Annotated in this window: 14 protein-coding genes; 6 read left to right on the forward strand and 8 right to left on the reverse strand. The window is 62.3% G+C overall.

The window, feature by feature from the left end:
- Positions 1–92: 92 nt before the first annotated feature.
- The 7 genes from E0L37_RS11855 to E0L37_RS11885 all read right to left on the reverse strand — a co-directional run bounded on the left by E0L37_RS11855 (position 93) and on the right by E0L37_RS11885 (position 9157).
- Positions 93–2015 (reverse strand): PrkA family serine protein kinase, encoded by a 1923-nt coding sequence (locus E0L37_RS11855; protein ID WP_133491941.1) that lies wholly within the window; start codon positions 2013–2015, stop codon positions 93–95.
- Between the two features lie 391 nt (positions 2016–2406).
- Positions 2407–3219, reverse strand: coding sequence for a symmetrical bis(5'-nucleosyl)-tetraphosphatase (locus E0L37_RS11860; protein ID WP_133491942.1), 813 nt, complete (start codon positions 3217–3219; stop codon positions 2407–2409).
- Between the two features lie 191 nt (positions 3220–3410).
- Positions 3411–3800, reverse strand: coding sequence for a Co2+/Mg2+ efflux protein ApaG (gene apaG / locus E0L37_RS11865; protein WP_133491943.1), 390 nt, complete (start codon positions 3798–3800; stop codon positions 3411–3413).
- A gap of 48 nt (positions 3801–3848) precedes the next feature.
- Positions 3849–4622 (reverse strand): 16S rRNA (adenine(1518)-N(6)/adenine(1519)-N(6))-dimethyltransferase RsmA, encoded by a 774-nt coding sequence (gene rsmA, locus E0L37_RS11870; protein ID WP_133491944.1) that lies wholly within the window; start codon positions 4620–4622, stop codon positions 3849–3851.
- Positions 4619–5596, reverse strand: coding sequence for a 4-hydroxythreonine-4-phosphate dehydrogenase PdxA (pdxA, locus tag E0L37_RS11875; protein WP_133491945.1), 978 nt, complete (start codon positions 5594–5596; stop codon positions 4619–4621). The genes rsmA and pdxA overlap by 4 nt, the downstream gene beginning before the upstream one ends.
- A complete protein-coding gene (locus E0L37_RS11880; RefSeq protein ID WP_133491946.1) occupies positions 5593–6891 on the reverse strand; it encodes a peptidylprolyl isomerase in 1299 nt (432 codons plus the stop codon). The genes pdxA and E0L37_RS11880 overlap by 4 nt, the downstream gene beginning before the upstream one ends.
- On the reverse strand, positions 6884–9157 hold the full coding sequence (locus tag E0L37_RS11885) for an LPS-assembly protein LptD (RefSeq protein WP_240687463.1): 2274 nt from the start codon (positions 9155–9157) through the stop codon (positions 6884–6886). Before E0L37_RS11885 ends, E0L37_RS11880 begins: the two co-directional genes overlap by 8 nt.
- A 175-nt stretch (positions 9158–9332) precedes the next feature.
- On the opposite strand from E0L37_RS11885, the gene E0L37_RS11890 reads away from it, so the two are divergent.
- From E0L37_RS11890 to E0L37_RS11910, 5 genes are read left to right on the forward strand one after another with little or no spacing between them, the layout of a single operon-like run.
- On the forward strand, positions 9333–10319 hold the full coding sequence (locus tag E0L37_RS11890) for an aminoglycoside phosphotransferase family protein (protein ID WP_133491947.1): 987 nt from the start codon (positions 9333–9335) through the stop codon (positions 10317–10319).
- Positions 10319–11023 (forward strand): N-acetylmuramate alpha-1-phosphate uridylyltransferase MurU, encoded by a 705-nt coding sequence (gene murU / locus E0L37_RS11895; protein ID WP_133491948.1) that lies wholly within the window; start codon positions 10319–10321, stop codon positions 11021–11023. Before E0L37_RS11890 ends, murU begins: the two co-directional genes overlap by 1 nt.
- Positions 11016–11690, forward strand: coding sequence for a ribulose-phosphate 3-epimerase (gene rpe / locus E0L37_RS11900; protein ID WP_133491949.1), 675 nt, complete (start codon positions 11016–11018; stop codon positions 11688–11690). Before murU ends, rpe begins: the two co-directional genes overlap by 8 nt.
- Positions 11691–12485, forward strand: coding sequence for an EamA family transporter (locus E0L37_RS11905; RefSeq protein WP_133491950.1), 795 nt, complete (start codon positions 11691–11693; stop codon positions 12483–12485).
- 22 nt (positions 12486–12507) lie between these two features.
- The gene (locus E0L37_RS11910) at positions 12508–13047 is read left to right on the forward strand and encodes a C40 family peptidase (RefSeq protein ID WP_133491951.1); all 540 of its coding nucleotides are present in this window, start codon (positions 12508–12510) and stop codon (positions 13045–13047) included.
- A 267-nt stretch (positions 13048–13314) separates the two neighbouring features.
- Here the strand turns inward: E0L37_RS11910 and E0L37_RS11915 are convergent, their stop codons facing one another.
- A complete protein-coding gene (locus tag E0L37_RS11915; RefSeq protein WP_133491952.1) occupies positions 13315–13761 on the reverse strand; it encodes a helix-turn-helix domain-containing protein in 447 nt (148 codons plus the stop codon).
- A gap of 150 nt (positions 13762–13911) precedes the next feature.
- Here E0L37_RS11915 and E0L37_RS11920 point away from each other — a divergent pair, with 150 nt between their 5' ends.
- Positions 13912–15024: an NADH:flavin oxidoreductase gene (locus E0L37_RS11920; RefSeq protein WP_133491953.1), complete on the forward strand. Its 1113-nt coding sequence runs from the start codon at positions 13912–13914 to the stop codon at positions 15022–15024.
- The last annotated feature ends 109 nt before the right edge of the window (positions 15025–15133 follow it).

Consider the following 15133-nt stretch of genomic DNA (forward strand, 5'->3'; position numbering starts at 1 on the left):
ACAATGGCGTTTATGCGCGGGCACGGCTTCTGAATGGACTTGGTGTCGTGCCGCGCGCTGTCAACTGTCCACTATCAACTGTCCACTGCCTTTTACTGCGCCTTGCGCACCCGCAGGTACCACTCGGAAAGCAGCCGAACCTGTTTCTCGGTGTAGCCGCGATCCATCATCCGTTTGACGAAGTTGTCGTGTTTGCGGCGATCCTCTTCGCTGCCTTTCGGGTTGAAGGAAATGACCGGCAACAACTCTTCGGTATTGGAGAACATTTTCTTCTCGATCACGTCACGGAGCTTCTGGTAGCTGAGCCAGCTCGGGTTGCGGCCACTGTTGTTGGCGCGCGCCCGCAATACGAAATTGACCACCTCGTTGCGGAAATCCTTGGGATTGGAAATGCCCGCCGGCTTTTCGATTTTCTCCAGTTCCTCGTTGAGTGACTGGCGATCGAAGATTTCACCGGTATCCGGATCGCGGAATTCCTGATCCTGAATCCAGAAGTCGGCGTAAGTGACGTAGCGGTCGAAAATGTTCTGCCCGTATTCGGAGTAGGATTCCAGGTACGCGGTCTGGATTTCCTTGCCGATGAATTCCACGTAACGCGGAACCAGGTATTCCTTGATGAAACGATGGAACTGTTCCTGGCGCTCCTGAGGGAATTGCTCCTGCTCGATGCGCTGCTCGAGAACGTGAATCAAATGAACGGGGTTGGCGGCCACCTCGGAGTGATCGAAGTTGAAGACCTTGGAGAGAATCTTGAAGGCGAAGCGGGTGGACAGGCCGTCCATGCCTTCATCGACGCCGGCCATGTCCCGGTATTCCTGAATGGATTTGGCGCGTGGGTCCACGTCCTTCAGGTTTTCTCCATCATAGACACGTACCTTGGAATAAATGCTGGAGTTCTCCGGTTCGTTGATGCGGGTCAGCACCGAGAACTGGGCCAGCATATGCAACGTGTCCGGCGCGCATTGGGCATCGCGCAAACTGGAGTTGCGCAGCAACTTTTCGTAGATCATCTGCTCTTCGGTAACGCGCAGGCAGTATGGCACCTTGACGATATAGACACGGTCGATGAACGCTTCATTGTTCTTGTTGTTTTTGAACGTGTGCCACTCGGCTTCGTTGGAGTGGGCCAGCACGATACCATCGAAGGGGATGGCGCCCATGTGCTCGGTACCGTTGTAATTGCCTTCCTGGGTGGCGGTGAGCAAAGGGTGCAGCACCTTGATGGGTGCCTTGAACATCTCGACGAATTCCATCAGGCCCTGATTGGCGCGGCACAGGCCGCCGGAGAAAGCGTAGGAGTCCGGATCGTCCTGGGAGAAATCCTCCAGTTTGCGGATGTCCACCTTGCCCACCAGGGCCGAGATGTCCTGGTTATTCTCATCGCCGGGTTCGGTTTTCGATATGGCGATCTGATCCAGTATTGACGGGTAGCATTTCACCACCCGGAACTGGCTGATGTCGCCGCCGTATTCGTGCAAACGCTTGACCGCCCAGGGCGACATGATGGTGCGTACGTAACGGCGCGGGATCCCGTACTCCTCTTCCAGAATGGGGCCATCCTCGTCGGCGTCGAACACGGACAACGGCGACTCGTTCACCGGAGAGCCCTTGATGGCGTAGAACGGGACCTTCTGCATCAGGGCCTTGAGTTTCTCCGCCAGGGAGGATTTGCCACCACCAACCGGGCCGAGCAGGTAGAGAATCTGTTTCTTTTCTTCCAGACCTTGAGCGGCATGTCGGAAGTAGCTGACGATATTCTCGATAACCTCTTCGAGGCCGTAGAACTCGTCGAAGGCGGGATAGCGACGGATGATTTTGTTGGAGAAGATCCGGGACAGTCGTGGATCCTTGGAAGTGTCCACCAGTTCAGGTTCACCGATGGCCATGAGCATGCGCTCGGGAGCGCTGGCGTAAGCGCTGGGGTCGCTCTTGCAGAGCGCCAGATACTCCTCCAGGGACAACTCTTCCTGCTGAGTGGCGTCAAACCGGGCCTGATAATGGCTGATGATGCTCATTCCTCACTCCCTCCTGGCGGCGCTTGAATGTCAAGCCGTCACTTTCTACATGAAAATAAACCCTTAACGAAATGAATGCGGCGCGAAGATCATGGAATCCCGTCACGGGATGTCGGTGACCGGCCTTGTCTTTAGCATGGCGCCAAAACGAACGCCAAGTCAAAGCCAGGCCGGCAAAAAAAAATCAATTTTTTTAAGGAACCTTTGAAAAATACCTCGTCATCCCGGGCCTGATCCGGGGTCTCCCTCTGGAGGGCGCGCCACTTCGCGGCGGGAGATGCCGGGTCGAGTCCGGCATGAGGTTTTTTAAGAGGTTCCCGAGCACCTTGATAAACCAGAGGCGGTGAACTTGGTCACCGCCGGGAGGGTGTGGGAATGGGGTTGCGGGCGATCAGGCGCACTCGCAGGTGATGCGCTGCCCGTCTTCCAGGCGCAGGGCGGTGAGCCGCCCGCCCCATACGCAGCCTGTATCCAGGGGGACCACGTCGTTGGCGCTGGCACGGCCTCCCAGCGCGGCCCAGTGGCCAAACAGGACGCGGCGCCCAACGTGGCGCCGGCGAGGATGTTCAAACCAGGGCATATAGCCCTCGGGAGGCTGCTCGGCCTCGCCTTTGCTGCCCAGATCCAGGTCTCCGGCATCGTTGACGAAGCGCATGCGGGTGAAATGGTTGGTGATTACTCGCCACCGCTCCGGCCCTTGCAGGTCGTCACGCCAGCCCGCCGGTTCGTTGCCGTACATGTGGGCGAAAAAGGTGCGCGCCCGCTCGCCATCGGCGAGTACGGCGGTGATTTCCCCGGCTCGTTCATGGGCTTGTTCCAGGCTCCATAGCGGGGGCATGCCGGCGTGGGACATCACTGCGTTGAATTCGGGCAGGTCGATCAGCAGCGGTTGGCGCTGCAGCCAGTCCAGCAGGGTATGCCGGTCCTCGGCCTCGAGGATTGGCGTCAGGGTGTCCTTGCCCCTCGCACGGGCCTGGCCGTGGGCCACCGCGAGCAGGTGCAGGTCGTGATTGCCCAACACGGTGAGAACATTGTCTCGCAAATCGTGGAGGAGCCGCAGAGTGCCGAGTGAATCCGGGCCGCGATTGACCAGGTCCCCGGCCAACACAAGTTGATCACGGTCCGCGTTGAAGTGGAGCCGCTCCAGCAGGGCCTCGAAGGGGCCCAGGCAGCCCTGGATGTCGCCGATGGCGTAGGTGCTCATAGGAAGGCCTCCTGGAAGCCATGCCGGGCGCCAGACGCTGGTTGCCGGACGCTAAAACCCGTGCCCGTGAGGATTGCGGTATGGATAACCGTTTTCAGTACTTGAGGGGAGTGGTGAGTTCGGTTTTTCATCATTGGCGTCCAGCGTCCAGCGTCCAGCGTCCAGCGTCCAGCGTCCAGCGTCCAGCGCCGTCAATGCAAGGCCCGGTCGGCGGCCAGGGTGAAGGCCGGGATCGGCGCATTGAAGCAGGTGCCGTCCTCGGACAGCATCTGGTAGCTGCCACGCATGCTGCCCACGGCGGTTTCCAGGATGGCGCCGCTGGAATAGCGGAACTCCTGGCCCGGCGCCAGTTCCGGCTGCTGGCCGATAACGCCCTCGCCGTGAACTTCCTGTATGCGCTGGTCACCGTCGGTGATGATCCAGTGCCGGGTCAGCAGGCGCGCGCCGCGACTGCCACGGTTGATGATGCGGATATGATAGGCGAACGCCCAGCGTTTCTGGTCGGCGTCGCTTTGTTCCGGCAGATACTCGCTTTCCGCGAACACCTCGATGCCGTGGGCATCGTTGTTACTGTCACTCATGATTCCCTCTCGCGGGGTCGGAGCCCCGGCGGGCGGTATTCCCCGCCGTCAGCCGGTGGCGTTGGCCAGCGCGACGTAATCCGCCACCGAAAGATGATCGGGGCGCAGGCCAGGGTCGATGCCCAAGGCATCGAAAGTGTCCGGTTCCACCAGAGTCTTCAGCGCATTGCGCACCGCCTTGCGGCGTTGGGTGAAGGCCTGGTTGACCAGTTTGCCAAGATGGACCGGGTCCCGGGCCGGCCAGGGCGCGGTGGTGTGCGGAGTCAATCTGACCACGGCGGAGTCCACCTTGGGCGGTGGCTGGAACGCGCCCGGGGGCACGAAGAACAGATAATCCGCCTGACAGTGGTATTGCACCATCACCGACAGCCGGCCGTAATCACTGGTGCCGGGGGCCGCGGTGAGCCGGTCCACCACCTCTTTTTGCAACATGAATGTCATGTCGCTGATGATTTCCGCCTGCTCCAGCAAGTGGAAGATCAAGGGAGTTGAAATATTGTACGGCAAATTGCCCACCACCCGCAGCTTGAGGGCGCCGGCCAGGGGGCGAAAGTCGAAACGCAGGGCATCCGCCTGATGGATGGTCAGGCGTTCCTCGGGTACCGCCTCGCGCAGCAGGTGGATCAGATCCCGGTCCAACTCCACCACGTCCAGGTGCGCCACCTGCTCCAGTAGTGGATAGGTGAGCGCGCCGCGTCCGGGGCCGATTTCCACCAGCTTCTGGCCGGCGATCGGGGCCACTGTGCGGACCAGGCGATCAATAATGCCCGGGTCATGCAGAAAGTGCTGCCCGAAGCGTTTGCGGGCGCGATGTTCGGTCATGAGGAACGTTTCTCCACCAGTTCCAGAGCCAGGTCGATGGCGGCGTGCAAGCTGCCGGCCCGGATACGTCCGCTGCCGGCCAGATCGAAGGCGGTGCCGTGGTCCACCGACGTGCGGATGAACGGCAACCCCAGGGTGATGTTCACGGCTTCGCCGAAGCCGGCGTATTTGAGCACCGGCAGGCCCTGGTCATGGTACATGGCCAGCACCGCGTCGTGTTGCGCCAGCAATGCCGGCTGGAAGGCGGTGTCGGCCGGCACCGGGCCGGTGAGGCTCAGGCCCTGCTGGCGCAGGCGCGTCAGCGCCGGCTCGATGATCTCGATTTCTTCCCGTCCCAGGTGGCCGCCTTCACCGGCGTGAGGGTTCAGCCCCAGGACCAGGATGCGCGGCGAATCGATGGCGAATTTGTCGCGCAGGTCCTGGCACAGGATGTGCAGAGTGGTTTCCAGTGATGGACCGGTGATCGCCTCCGCCACCCGGGACAGGGGCAAATGGGTGGTGGCCAGGGCAACGCGCAGGGTTTTCGCGGTCAGCATCATCACGACCTGTTTCACGCCAGCCTGCTCGGCGAAGAACTCGGTGTGTCCGGTAAACGCCGGATCGGCGCCTTCACGGATGATGCTTTTGGCCACTGGTGCCGTGACCAGGGCGGAGAACTGGCCTTCCAGGCAACCCCGGGCGGCCCGCCCGAGCATTGTCAGGGTGCCGGAGGCGGTGGCCGGGTCCGGTTGGCCGGCGGTCACGGGGGCGCCGGCGGGGCAGTGCCAAAGCGCCGGGCTGGCGGGTGGGGCGTCGCCAGGTTGCCATTGTGGCCAGGTGGCCTGCAAACCCAGCGACCGGGCGCGATCGTGCAACACCCGCCGATCCGCCAGCACTACCAGGGCGGTGTCGGGATAGCGGCGCGGCAGATCCAGCATCAGATCCGGGCCGATACCCGCCGGGTCGCCGCTGGTGATGACGATCGGCGCGGTCATTGATCCAGTCGGATATCGACGTAGGCTTCCGCCCGCTTTTCCTGCAGCCAGGTTTGCAGTTCCTCGTCGAACCGTTGTTTTTGCAGAGCCTGGCGGGCGCGCATCTTGCGGAATTCGTCGCTCATGTCCGCCTCTCGTTGTTCCTCCACCAGCAGGAAATGGTAGCCGAACTGGGTTTGGAACACCGGGGACACCCGGCCCACCGGGGTGGATTCCATCATTTGCTCGAATTCCGGCACCATCTGGCCAGGCGTGACCCATCCCAGCTCACCGCCCTGATTGCGGCTGCCGGGGTCATCGGAATGCTCGCGGGCCACATCGGCCAGGCTGACACTGCCGCTGACCACCTGTTGATGGAGGCGCCGGGCTTCGGCCCGAGCCTGATTGTCGGTGGTCAGAGCGTCGGATTGAACCAGCACATGCCGTACCCGGTACTGGGTAACCACGTGCTCGCCCCCGCCGCCACGACGTTCGATCATTTTGAGGATGTGAAAACCGGCTCCGGAGCGCAGCGGCTCGGAAATATCGCCGGATTGCATATCAATGGCGGTCTCGGCGAAGAGGGTTGGCCACTGGGCCGCCGGCCGCCATCCCAGATCGCCGCCTTCCAGTGCTTGCGGGCCGTCCGACTGTTCCACCGCGGTTTCGGCGAAGTCCGCGCCGCCGCGCAGACGCTGAACGATGCCGTCGGCTTTGTTCCGGGCCTGTTCGATCTGATCCGGAGACGCGCCGCTGGGCACTTGCACCAGAATATGGCCAAGATGGAAGTCGGCGGCGAACATGCGCCGGCCCAGGTCGGAGCTGAGGAAGCGGTCCACTTCCCGGTCAGTGACACGCACCCGGGAGGAAACGGAGCGCTGCTGCAGGCGGGAAATGACCATGTCGTTGCGCACTTGCTCGCGGAACTCGGCCCAGGAGTAGCCGTCGGCGCGGACCGCGCTGGCGAACTGCTCCAGATCCATGTTGTTCTGCCCGGCGATGCCGGTCAGCGCCTGGTTGAGACTGCCGTCATCCACGCGGATACCACCGCGCTCCGCCAGTTGCAGTTGAATGCGCTCGATGATCATGCGATCGAGTACTTGCTCGCGAAGCACCTGGGCTGGAGGCAGAGGGCGGTTGTCCGCCTCGAACTGACCAACAATGCCGGCAACCCGGGACTGCAACTCACTTTCCATGATGGCGCCGTCGTTGACCACCGCGACGATGCGGTCAAGGATCCGCACCTGAGCCTGGGCATGGACCGCCAGGCCCAGACACAGACAGAAGGTCAGTAACGTCGACAAAACCCTATTCATATTCTCTCCTGTATCCGGAAATGCTGCGCTCCAACAGCGAGTCCACTCGCCCGCCAAAGCCGCCCAGTCCGGTCATTTCAATCTGCAACATCACGGTGGAGTCCGGTTCGAGGGTGCCGTCCCCATCATCGTCATAGAGTTCCCGCTGGCTCACCAGTCGTACCCGCCAGCAGCAGTTTCGGTATTCCGCGCCCGCCAGGGTTTCCTGGGTGCGATGGTTTTCAACGTCGTACATCCAGCGGCCGATCAGCCGCCAGTTGCGATGGACAGGCCAGATCGCCGCCACCTCTGACTGCCGCAGATTATCCTCCGGGCGGTCGTGGAAGCCCAGATTGAAAATCCGCCGCTCGCGGTCGTTGTAGCCGAGCCGCAGGGTGGAGCGCTGCCGCTGGCCGCCGGAGGTATCCCACTGGCCTTCGGAATAGAGGTACCAATCGCGGCCAAAGTTCCATCGCATGTCGGCCACCGCCGGCGTCTGGTCGGTGGTGTCTTCCCCGGCACCGTCCAGTTGCACTCTGCGGTCGTCCAGGTAATAGCCCTGGCCGACGCGCAGACGCAGTTGCTCGCGGCCATCGTCGTCGCGCAGGAAACGGCTGGTCAAGCCCACCGCGATCTTCTCTTCATCACCGATGCGGTCATAACCGATGTAGCGGTTTTCCCGGAACAGGGTGTTGTAGGAGAAGGTCAGTTCGCCGGCATCGAAATCCGGCAGATCGTCCTGGTTCTCGTAGGCGACCTTGTTGATGAACACCCGGGGTTCCAGGGTCTGGGTATAGCCACGGCCGAACAGGTTGGTGGAACGCTCGAAGAACATGCCGGCGTCGAGGCTGGCGCCCCAGGTGTTGAGGGAAGGTTCGCTGCCGCTGGGACCGCCATCATCCAGTTGATAGCGGGTGTGGTACAGGCGTGCTCTGGGCTCGACGTAACCCCAGCTGTTCTCCATCCGGGCGGACAGCGCCGGTTGCGCGTGCATGCGCACTCCGGTGGGGTTGTTGCTGGTGTCCTTGTCGCTGCGGTCGAAAGCGGTGACGTCACTGAGCCATAACATCCGCAGCGGGCCGACCAGATGCGGGCTGCCGGTCAGCTGCAGCTGTGGCAGCCGGCGATAGGGGTGAAGATCATCCGCCAGCGTCGGGTCGATGGTTTGCCAGGCCTGGAGCCGGCCCAGCGCTTGCCAGGTGCGGCCGTAGTAGCGCAGCTCCCCAACCCGTGGCAGGTGGGTCTGGGAACTCACCTGCAAGCCGGTATCCAGATCCTTGAAGTAGAAGTCGTCGGACACGTAATTCATGTCCACGTGCAGGCCCCAACGGCCGATGGAGCCGTCGTGGCGCCAGGCCGCCAACTCACGGTCCTGGTCGTCGAACTCCCGGTCCTGGAACAGCACACCGTAGCTGACCTGCCCCTGGCCATAGCGGCTCAGGTAGCGAAACTCGATTTCCAGGCCGGCGCCACGGCCGTCCACATAACGCGGGGCGACGGTGGCGTCCATCTGCGGGTGCAGGTTCAGGTAGATCGGCTGGGAGAAGTCCAGGCCGCCGTTGTCGCTGGTGCTGATGGTGGGAAACAGCAACCCCGACTTGCGCCGGTCATCGATGGGGAAGGTGATCCAGGGCAGATAGAACAGCGGTACGTCTCTTACTCGCAACACCACGTTGCGCGCCTCGCCCCAGCCCTTGTCCCGGTCCAGCAGGATCTGCTCGCCGGAGAGACGCCAGCTGTTGGAGCCGGGCGGGCAGGTGGTATAGGTGCCGTTGAACACCGAGGTCAGGTTGCTGACCTGATCAATATACTCGGCGGAGCCGTGAGCGCCGGGGCCGAACAGGGAATAGCGGGCATTGCCCAGGCTGACCTGACGGCTGCTGGTCTGGCCGCTCATGGAATCGGCGAGAAAGGTGAATTGGTTGGACTCCAGACGCAACGGGGTGTCCACTTCGAATTTGCCGCTGCTGCGGTCGAACAAAGCGGAATTGGTGACCACCCGGGAACCGGGCTGCTCGATCAGGACGTCGCCGCTCATTTCGATCAGGCCGTCCTCGGACGCGCTGGTTTGATCGGCGGTGATGATGGTGTCGCTGGTCTCCGCCCGTGGGCCGACCCGGGGATTGTAATAAATACCGCCGCACCACACCGGAATGGGGCGCTGCAGCACCTCGGGAAGCTCGTTCATTGCCTCACGGTCAACCCAGTTCAGATCGTCCTTGGCTGCCGCGGTGCTGGCGAACCCCAGTACCAGGCAGGAAAACATCAGTCGTGAGTGCAGTGGCATCGGCTGCTCAGAACAGGTAAAAAGGCCGTCTTAAACCGCTGGACGCCCCCGTTGGCCGGGATTTGTCCCGGTGTTTCCCGATGCCGGCGCTCGGGGCGGGGCCACCTCGGGGCAGGAAACAGGGCGACACGGTAGTCTTCGTCAATCGCCGCAGTGTAAACGAATGGGATGGGCAATGCAGCCAGAGAAGGATGATCGGGATCCGCGCAAGTCCGCGTTGGATCAGTGGGTCGGTGAACAGACCGGCGAGGCGGTGATAGGTGTGCCGGCGTCCGTGGACGCCAGTTTTCGCCGCTATTTTCGTTATTCGCTGGAGCAGGGCTCGCTGGTGGCAATGGACGCTCCGCCGCCACAGGAAGACTGCCGGCCCTTTGTCGACGTGGCCCGGCGGCTGGCCGCCGCTGGCGTTAACGTGCCCCGGATTCGCGCCAGCGATCTGGAACGCGGCTATCTGCTGCTGGATGATCTCGGCACCGATACCTGGTTGCGGACCCTGAATGACGGCAATGCCGATGCCTGGTTCGGGCAGGCCATTGATACCGTGGTGCGGATGCAGGTCCATGCCGATGCCGACGGCTTGCCGGTCTATGACGAGGCGCTGTTGCGCCGGGAACTGACGCTGTTTCCGGAATGGTATCTGGCGCATGAGCGGTCCTTGGCTCTCGCCGACGAGCAGCAGGAGCGTCTGAACCGGGTGTTTGACCAGCTCGTGGCGTCGGCTCTGGAGCAGCCCCGGGTGTTCGTGCACCGGGACTATATGCCGCGCAACCTGATGGTGACCGAACCCAATCCGGGGGTCATCGACTTCCAGGACGCGGTGCTCGGCCCGATCAGCTACGACCCGATCTGCCTGTTCAAGGATGCCTTTATCAACTGGCCCGAACCACGGGTGCTGGACTGGCTGCGGTTATACCATCAGCGCGGCCTGGCCGCCGGGTTGCCTCTGCCAGAGTTCGATCTTTTCTTGCGTTGGTGCGATCTGATGGGGGCTCAGCGTCATTTGAAGGTGATCGGTATCTTTTCCCGAATCCGGCACCGGGATGGCAAGCCGGGTTATGTGAAGGACGTTCCCCGTTTCTTCACCTACTTGCGCACGGTGATCGGCCGCCGCCCGGAACTGGCGGACCTGGGACGGTTGCTGGACGAGTGGGGGTGTCCCTGATGCGGGCGATGATCCTGGCGGCGGGCTATGGTAATCGCATGCGGCCGCTCACCGATCATACGCCCAAACCATTGCTGGAGGCGGGCGGCAAGCCGTTGATCGAGCATCTGATCGAAGGGCTGAGCCGTGCCGGCTTCGATGAACTGGTGATCAATACCGGCTGGCTGGGCGAGCAGCTGCCGGCGCGGTTGGGGGATGGGGAGCGCTTCGGTGCGCGGATCCGCTGGTCCCATGAAGGCACTCCACTGGAAACCGCCGGCGGTATTCTGCGTGCCCTGCCGATGCTGGGCGATGAGCCGTTCGCGCTGGTCAATGGCGATATCTGGACCGATTACGATTTCAGTCGCCTGAACCGCGACCTGGCCGCCGACCGTGCCCATTTGGTGCTGGTGGACAATCCGGCGCACCATGCGGACGGGGATTTCCATTTAACAGAGCAGGGCCGGGTACGGGATAATGGCGCGGCGCGGCTGACCTACGCGGGCATCGCCTGCCTGCATCCGGCATTGTTTCACGGCTTGGCATCCGGCGAGCAAAAGCTGGCGCCGCTGCTGCGCGCGGCCATGGCCGATGAACGGGTCAGCGGTGAACATCACCAGGGGCAGTGGTGGGATATTGGAACCCCGCGGCGCCTGGAACAACTGGACCAATTCTTACGCGTCCGAGCCGTGGGTTCGGGCGGTGCTGGAGAACTCGATGGGTAAGCAAACCCCCTGGATCGCGCCTTCCATTCTGGCCGCGGACTTTGCCCGGTTGGGAGAGGAATGCGAGGCGGTATTGGCCGCCGGCGCCGACGTGATTCATTTCGACGTCATGGACAATCATTATGTGCCGAATCTGACCATTGGTCCGATGGTATGTCAGGCACTGCGCAAACATGGCATCGAAGCCCCCATCGACGTGCACCTGATGGTGTCGCCGGTGGATGATCTGATCGCTATGTTCGCCGACGCCGGTGCCTCCATGATCACCTTTCACCCGGAAGCCTCCCGCCATGTGGACCGCTCCCTGCAACTGATCCGGGATGCCGGTTGCCAGGCCGGGCTGGTGTTGAATCCGGCGACCACGCCGGAGTGCCTGGAATATGTCATGGACAAGCTCGACATGATCCTGCTGATGAGCGTGAACCCGGGCTTCGGTGGGCAGAAGTTCATCCCTGGCACTTTGAACAAGATCAAGCAGGTGCGCGCCCTTATCGACCAGCAGGACCGGCCGATCCGTCTGGAAGTCGATGGTGGCGTGTCGGAGAAGAACATCCGCGAGGTGGCCGGCGCCGGCGCCGACACTTTTGTCGCCGGGTCCGCGATTTTCGGCAAGACCGACTACCGGGCGGTGATTGAACGGATGCGTGCCGAACTGGCCCTGGCCTGAATGAGCGGCATCCGCACCCGTGCCGCCGGGCACGGCGAAATGCTGGTGTGGTCGTTGCTGATCGGGACTTCCTTTCCCACCGCGGAATATCTGGTTCGGGACGCGCACCCGCTGCCTCTGACCGGAGTACGCTTTCTGATCGCCGCGCTGCTGCTGGCTCCGGTAGCCGCCCGGGTGGCGATCAACCCGCGCCGTTTGCTGATCTGGGCGATCCTGGGCGTGCTGCTGGCGGTGTTTTTCTGGGCCCAGTTCCAGGCTCTGCGAACCGTTGGCAGTATCGAGTTGTCTCTGTTGTACCTGCTGTCGCCGCCGGGTACCGCGATTCTGGCCTGGTACGCCAACCGGGAGTATCTGCACCCGGTGCCGCTGACGGTGTTTGCTCTGGCGCTGTATCTGGTGATCCAGTACTGGATTATGCCGGCGCCCACTGATCTGCTGGCGCTGCTGGCGCGGCCGGGCAGCCAGATTTATTTGCTCGGGTGCGCGGCGGTGATCGGCTACGCGGTATTGTCCCGTGGGGCTATTTTGCGCAACTGGCTGCCCGCGGCGGCGGCCACCACCACGTTCTGGAGCCTGCTGTTCGCCGGCCTGTTGCTCTGCCTGGTGGGTGTGACGCGATTACCGGAAGTGACGCAGTGGCATTGGGAGCAGTGGTGGCGGCTGGTTTATCTGGCGGTCTTTACCAGCATCCTTTCCTATTGGTTGATGCAGAGGGCGTTGCAGAAGCTGCATCCGGCCATCGTCGTTGCCTACGGCGCGGTGGTGCCGTTATGGGTGGCGCTGCTACCCTTTTGACGAGGAAGAAACGGATTATCGAATGCGCCTGGTAAGCGGAGTGATACTGTTGTGCGTGCTGCTGGCCGGTTGTGCCAGCCGGCCGGTGGTGGTGGAAGATCGAAACGAGCCGGAGCCGGGCGGCCACGCGGACCCGGAACAGACCGTGTCTATGGAGGATTACTCCGTGGATATGGCCAATCCGGGGATGGTGCACGCTTTGCTCAGCGCGCAGCTGCGGGAATGGGAAGGCACGCCTTACCGGCTGGGCGGGATGACCCGCAAAGGTGTTGATTGCTCCGGCTTTGTGTTCCTGACCTTTCATGATCGCCTGGGCGTGCGCCTGCCGCGCACCACGGACCAGCAGGCGAGGGTGGGGGAGAAAGTGGCCAAGGATCAGTTGCAGACCGGTGACCTGGTGTTCTTCCGCACGGGCCGCGGTGTTCGTCATGTGGGGATCTATATGAACCACGGCCGTTTCATGCACGCCTCCACCAGCAGAGGGGTGATGATCTCGTCGCTGGACAATGTCTACTGGCGCTCCCATTACTGGACCGCCCGCCGTATCGAGACGCGCTTTTAAGACGCCGGACGTCTGACGCCAAGATCAACGCTCCCGCGCTCGGATGACATGGCGGTTGCGCAACCACTAGTGCCCCATAATTCGCTGGCACGCGTACACGCGGCACGCCAAACCCAAAGCCTGGAGAGATACAAGGCCGCTGTGGGAAGCTTGCTTGAAAGCGAATGTGTCAATGCCAGAGGTCCGTAATTCGCCAGCAAGCTGGTCTCCCACGGCGGCTTCGTAGTTCGATCCGTGGGAGATTCTGCTTTGGCAGCGAATGGTGTGTTAGCGTCCGACCTTGGTTTCCTCAAAACGCACATCGCGGACGGTCAGGGGCTGGCCGTCATCGCCCTCCACGTGGAGCTGGCGAATGGGATGGCCGCTGACCCTGTCCACCAGCCGCAGATCGTCCCGATTGCCGTTCCAGCGCTCGCTCCATTGCCGCAGCGCGGTGATCACCGTGAACAGGTCGCGGCCCTTGTCGGTGAGCCGGTACTCGTAGCGGGTGCCGTGCTCGCCGGCATCCACCTTGCTCATCACGCCACTGTCCACCAGCCGGTTGAGACGGTTGCAGAGGATATTCTTGGCGATCCCCAGCCGTTGCTGAAAGTCGACGAAACGACGGGTGCCCAGCATGGCTTCCTTGACCACCAGCAACGACCACCAGTCCCCCACTTGATCCAGGGCGCAGGCCACGGAGCAATCCAGGTCGTCAAAGCGTTTTCGGGTCACGGGCGGGGCCCTCCAAAGGGATTTGGCATATGGAAGAACGTCTTCAGTCTATCCAAAATGGTTGCATGATGAAACCGTCCTGGTTTACGGTTGCGATCTGCAACCAAATTGGACGGCGGCCGGGGCCGCCACGACTCGGGAGAACCGGTTATGAGTACCTCGCTGGATGCGTTGTTGCGTCCGTTTGAACACAAATCCCTGAAATTGCGTAACCGCGTGGCCATGGCGCCGATGACGCGCAATTTTTCCCCGGATTACATTCCCAATGAGGATGTGGCCGCTTACTACCGCCGCCGCGCCGAAGGCGAGGTGGGGCTGATCATTACCGAGGGCACCACCGTGGGCCATGTGGCGGCCAACGGTTACGAGCGGGTGCCGGCTTTTCATGGCGAGTTGGCCTTGGCCGGCTGGAAGCGGGTGGTGGATCAGGTCCATCAGGCCGGCGGTGCCATTATTCCCCAGCTCTGGCACGTGGGGGCGGTGCGCCGGCCCGGTGTTGGCCCGGACAAGGACGTGCCCGGTTATTCCCCTTCCGGTCTGTTCAAGCCGGGTAAGGAGAGCGGCCATGCCATGACCCTGGAAGACATCGACGACGTTATCCGGGCTTTCGCCGAATCCGCCCGCCACGCCCGGGATCTGGGGTTCGATGGTGTGGAAATCCACGGGGCCCATGGCTATCTGCTTGATCAGTTCTTCTGGGAAGGCACCAATCAGCGGGATGACCAGTACGGCGGCGACATGGATAACCGCGGACGTTTCGTCGCGGACATCGTGCGCGCGGTACGCGAGGCGGTGGGTGAGGACTTCGCCATTGTGCTGCGCTATTCCCAATGGAAGCAGCAGGATTATGAGGCCCGGCTGGCCAACAGCCCGCAGGAACTGGAACGCTTCCTGACCCCGCTGGTGGATGCCGGCGTCGACCTGTTCCACGCTTCCACTCGCCGTTTCTGGGTGCCGGAGTTCGAGGGCTCTGATCTCAATCTGGCCGGCTGGACCCGCAAGTTGACCGGTAAGCCGACCCTGTCCGTGGGCAGTGTGGGTCTGGACGACGACTTCATCGGCCACAACAACCAGGGTATGGGCGGTACCGCCAACCCGGTGGGTATCGAGGAGCTGGAACGACGCATGGAGAATGACGAGTTCGATCTGATTGCCGTCGGCCGGGCGTTGCTGCAGGACCCGAACTGGCTGGTGAAGATGCGGGAAGGCCGCGAGCAGGAGATCGAGATTTTCACCAAGAAAGCGCTGGGTTCGCTGAGTTGAGTGAGGCGGAGTTCTGCTGTCCCATGGCTCGCTAACACGCAACACGCAACACGCAACACGCAACACGCAACACGCAACACGCAACACGCCGTCACGCTAACACGCCTTG

The sequence above is a fragment of the Alcanivorax sp. 24 genome (genome assembly GCF_004360225.1).
Classification (GTDB): domain Bacteria; phylum Pseudomonadota; class Gammaproteobacteria; order Pseudomonadales; family Alcanivoracaceae; genus Alloalcanivorax; species Alloalcanivorax xiamenensis.

Coding starts and splice junctions, on each gene's coding strand:
- E0L37_RS11905 (WP_133491950.1), top strand. CDS start 11,691: ATGAGCGGCATCCGCACCCGTGCCGCCGGGCACGGCGAAATGCTGGTG.
- murU (WP_133491948.1), top strand. CDS start 10,319: ATGCGGGCGATGATCCTGGCGGCGGGCTATGGTAATCGCATGCGGCCG.
- E0L37_RS11855 (WP_133491941.1), bottom strand. CDS start 2,015: ATGAGCATCATCAGCCATTATCAGGCCCGGTTTGACGCCACTCAGCAG.
- E0L37_RS11880 (WP_133491946.1), bottom strand. CDS start 6,891: ATGAATAGGGTTTTGTCGACGTTACTGACCTTCTGTCTGTGTCTGGGC.
- rpe (WP_133491949.1), top strand. CDS start 11,016: ATGGGTAAGCAAACCCCCTGGATCGCGCCTTCCATTCTGGCCGCGGAC.
- apaG (WP_133491943.1), bottom strand. CDS start 3,800: ATGAGTGACAGTAACAACGATGCCCACGGCATCGAGGTGTTCGCGGAA.
- E0L37_RS11910 (WP_133491951.1), top strand. CDS start 12,508: ATGCGCCTGGTAAGCGGAGTGATACTGTTGTGCGTGCTGCTGGCCGGT.
- E0L37_RS11885 (WP_240687463.1), bottom strand. CDS start 9,157: ATGCCACTGCACTCACGACTGATGTTTTCCTGCCTGGTACTGGGGTTC.
- E0L37_RS11860 (WP_133491942.1), bottom strand. CDS start 3,219: ATGAGCACCTACGCCATCGGCGACATCCAGGGCTGCCTGGGCCCCTTC.
- rsmA (WP_133491944.1), bottom strand. CDS start 4,622: ATGACCGAACATCGCGCCCGCAAACGCTTCGGGCAGCACTTTCTGCAT.
- E0L37_RS11890 (WP_133491947.1), top strand. CDS start 9,333: ATGCAGCCAGAGAAGGATGATCGGGATCCGCGCAAGTCCGCGTTGGAT.
- pdxA (WP_133491945.1), bottom strand. CDS start 5,596: ATGACCGCGCCGATCGTCATCACCAGCGGCGACCCGGCGGGTATCGGC.
- E0L37_RS11920 (WP_133491953.1), top strand. CDS start 13,912: ATGAGTACCTCGCTGGATGCGTTGTTGCGTCCGTTTGAACACAAATCC.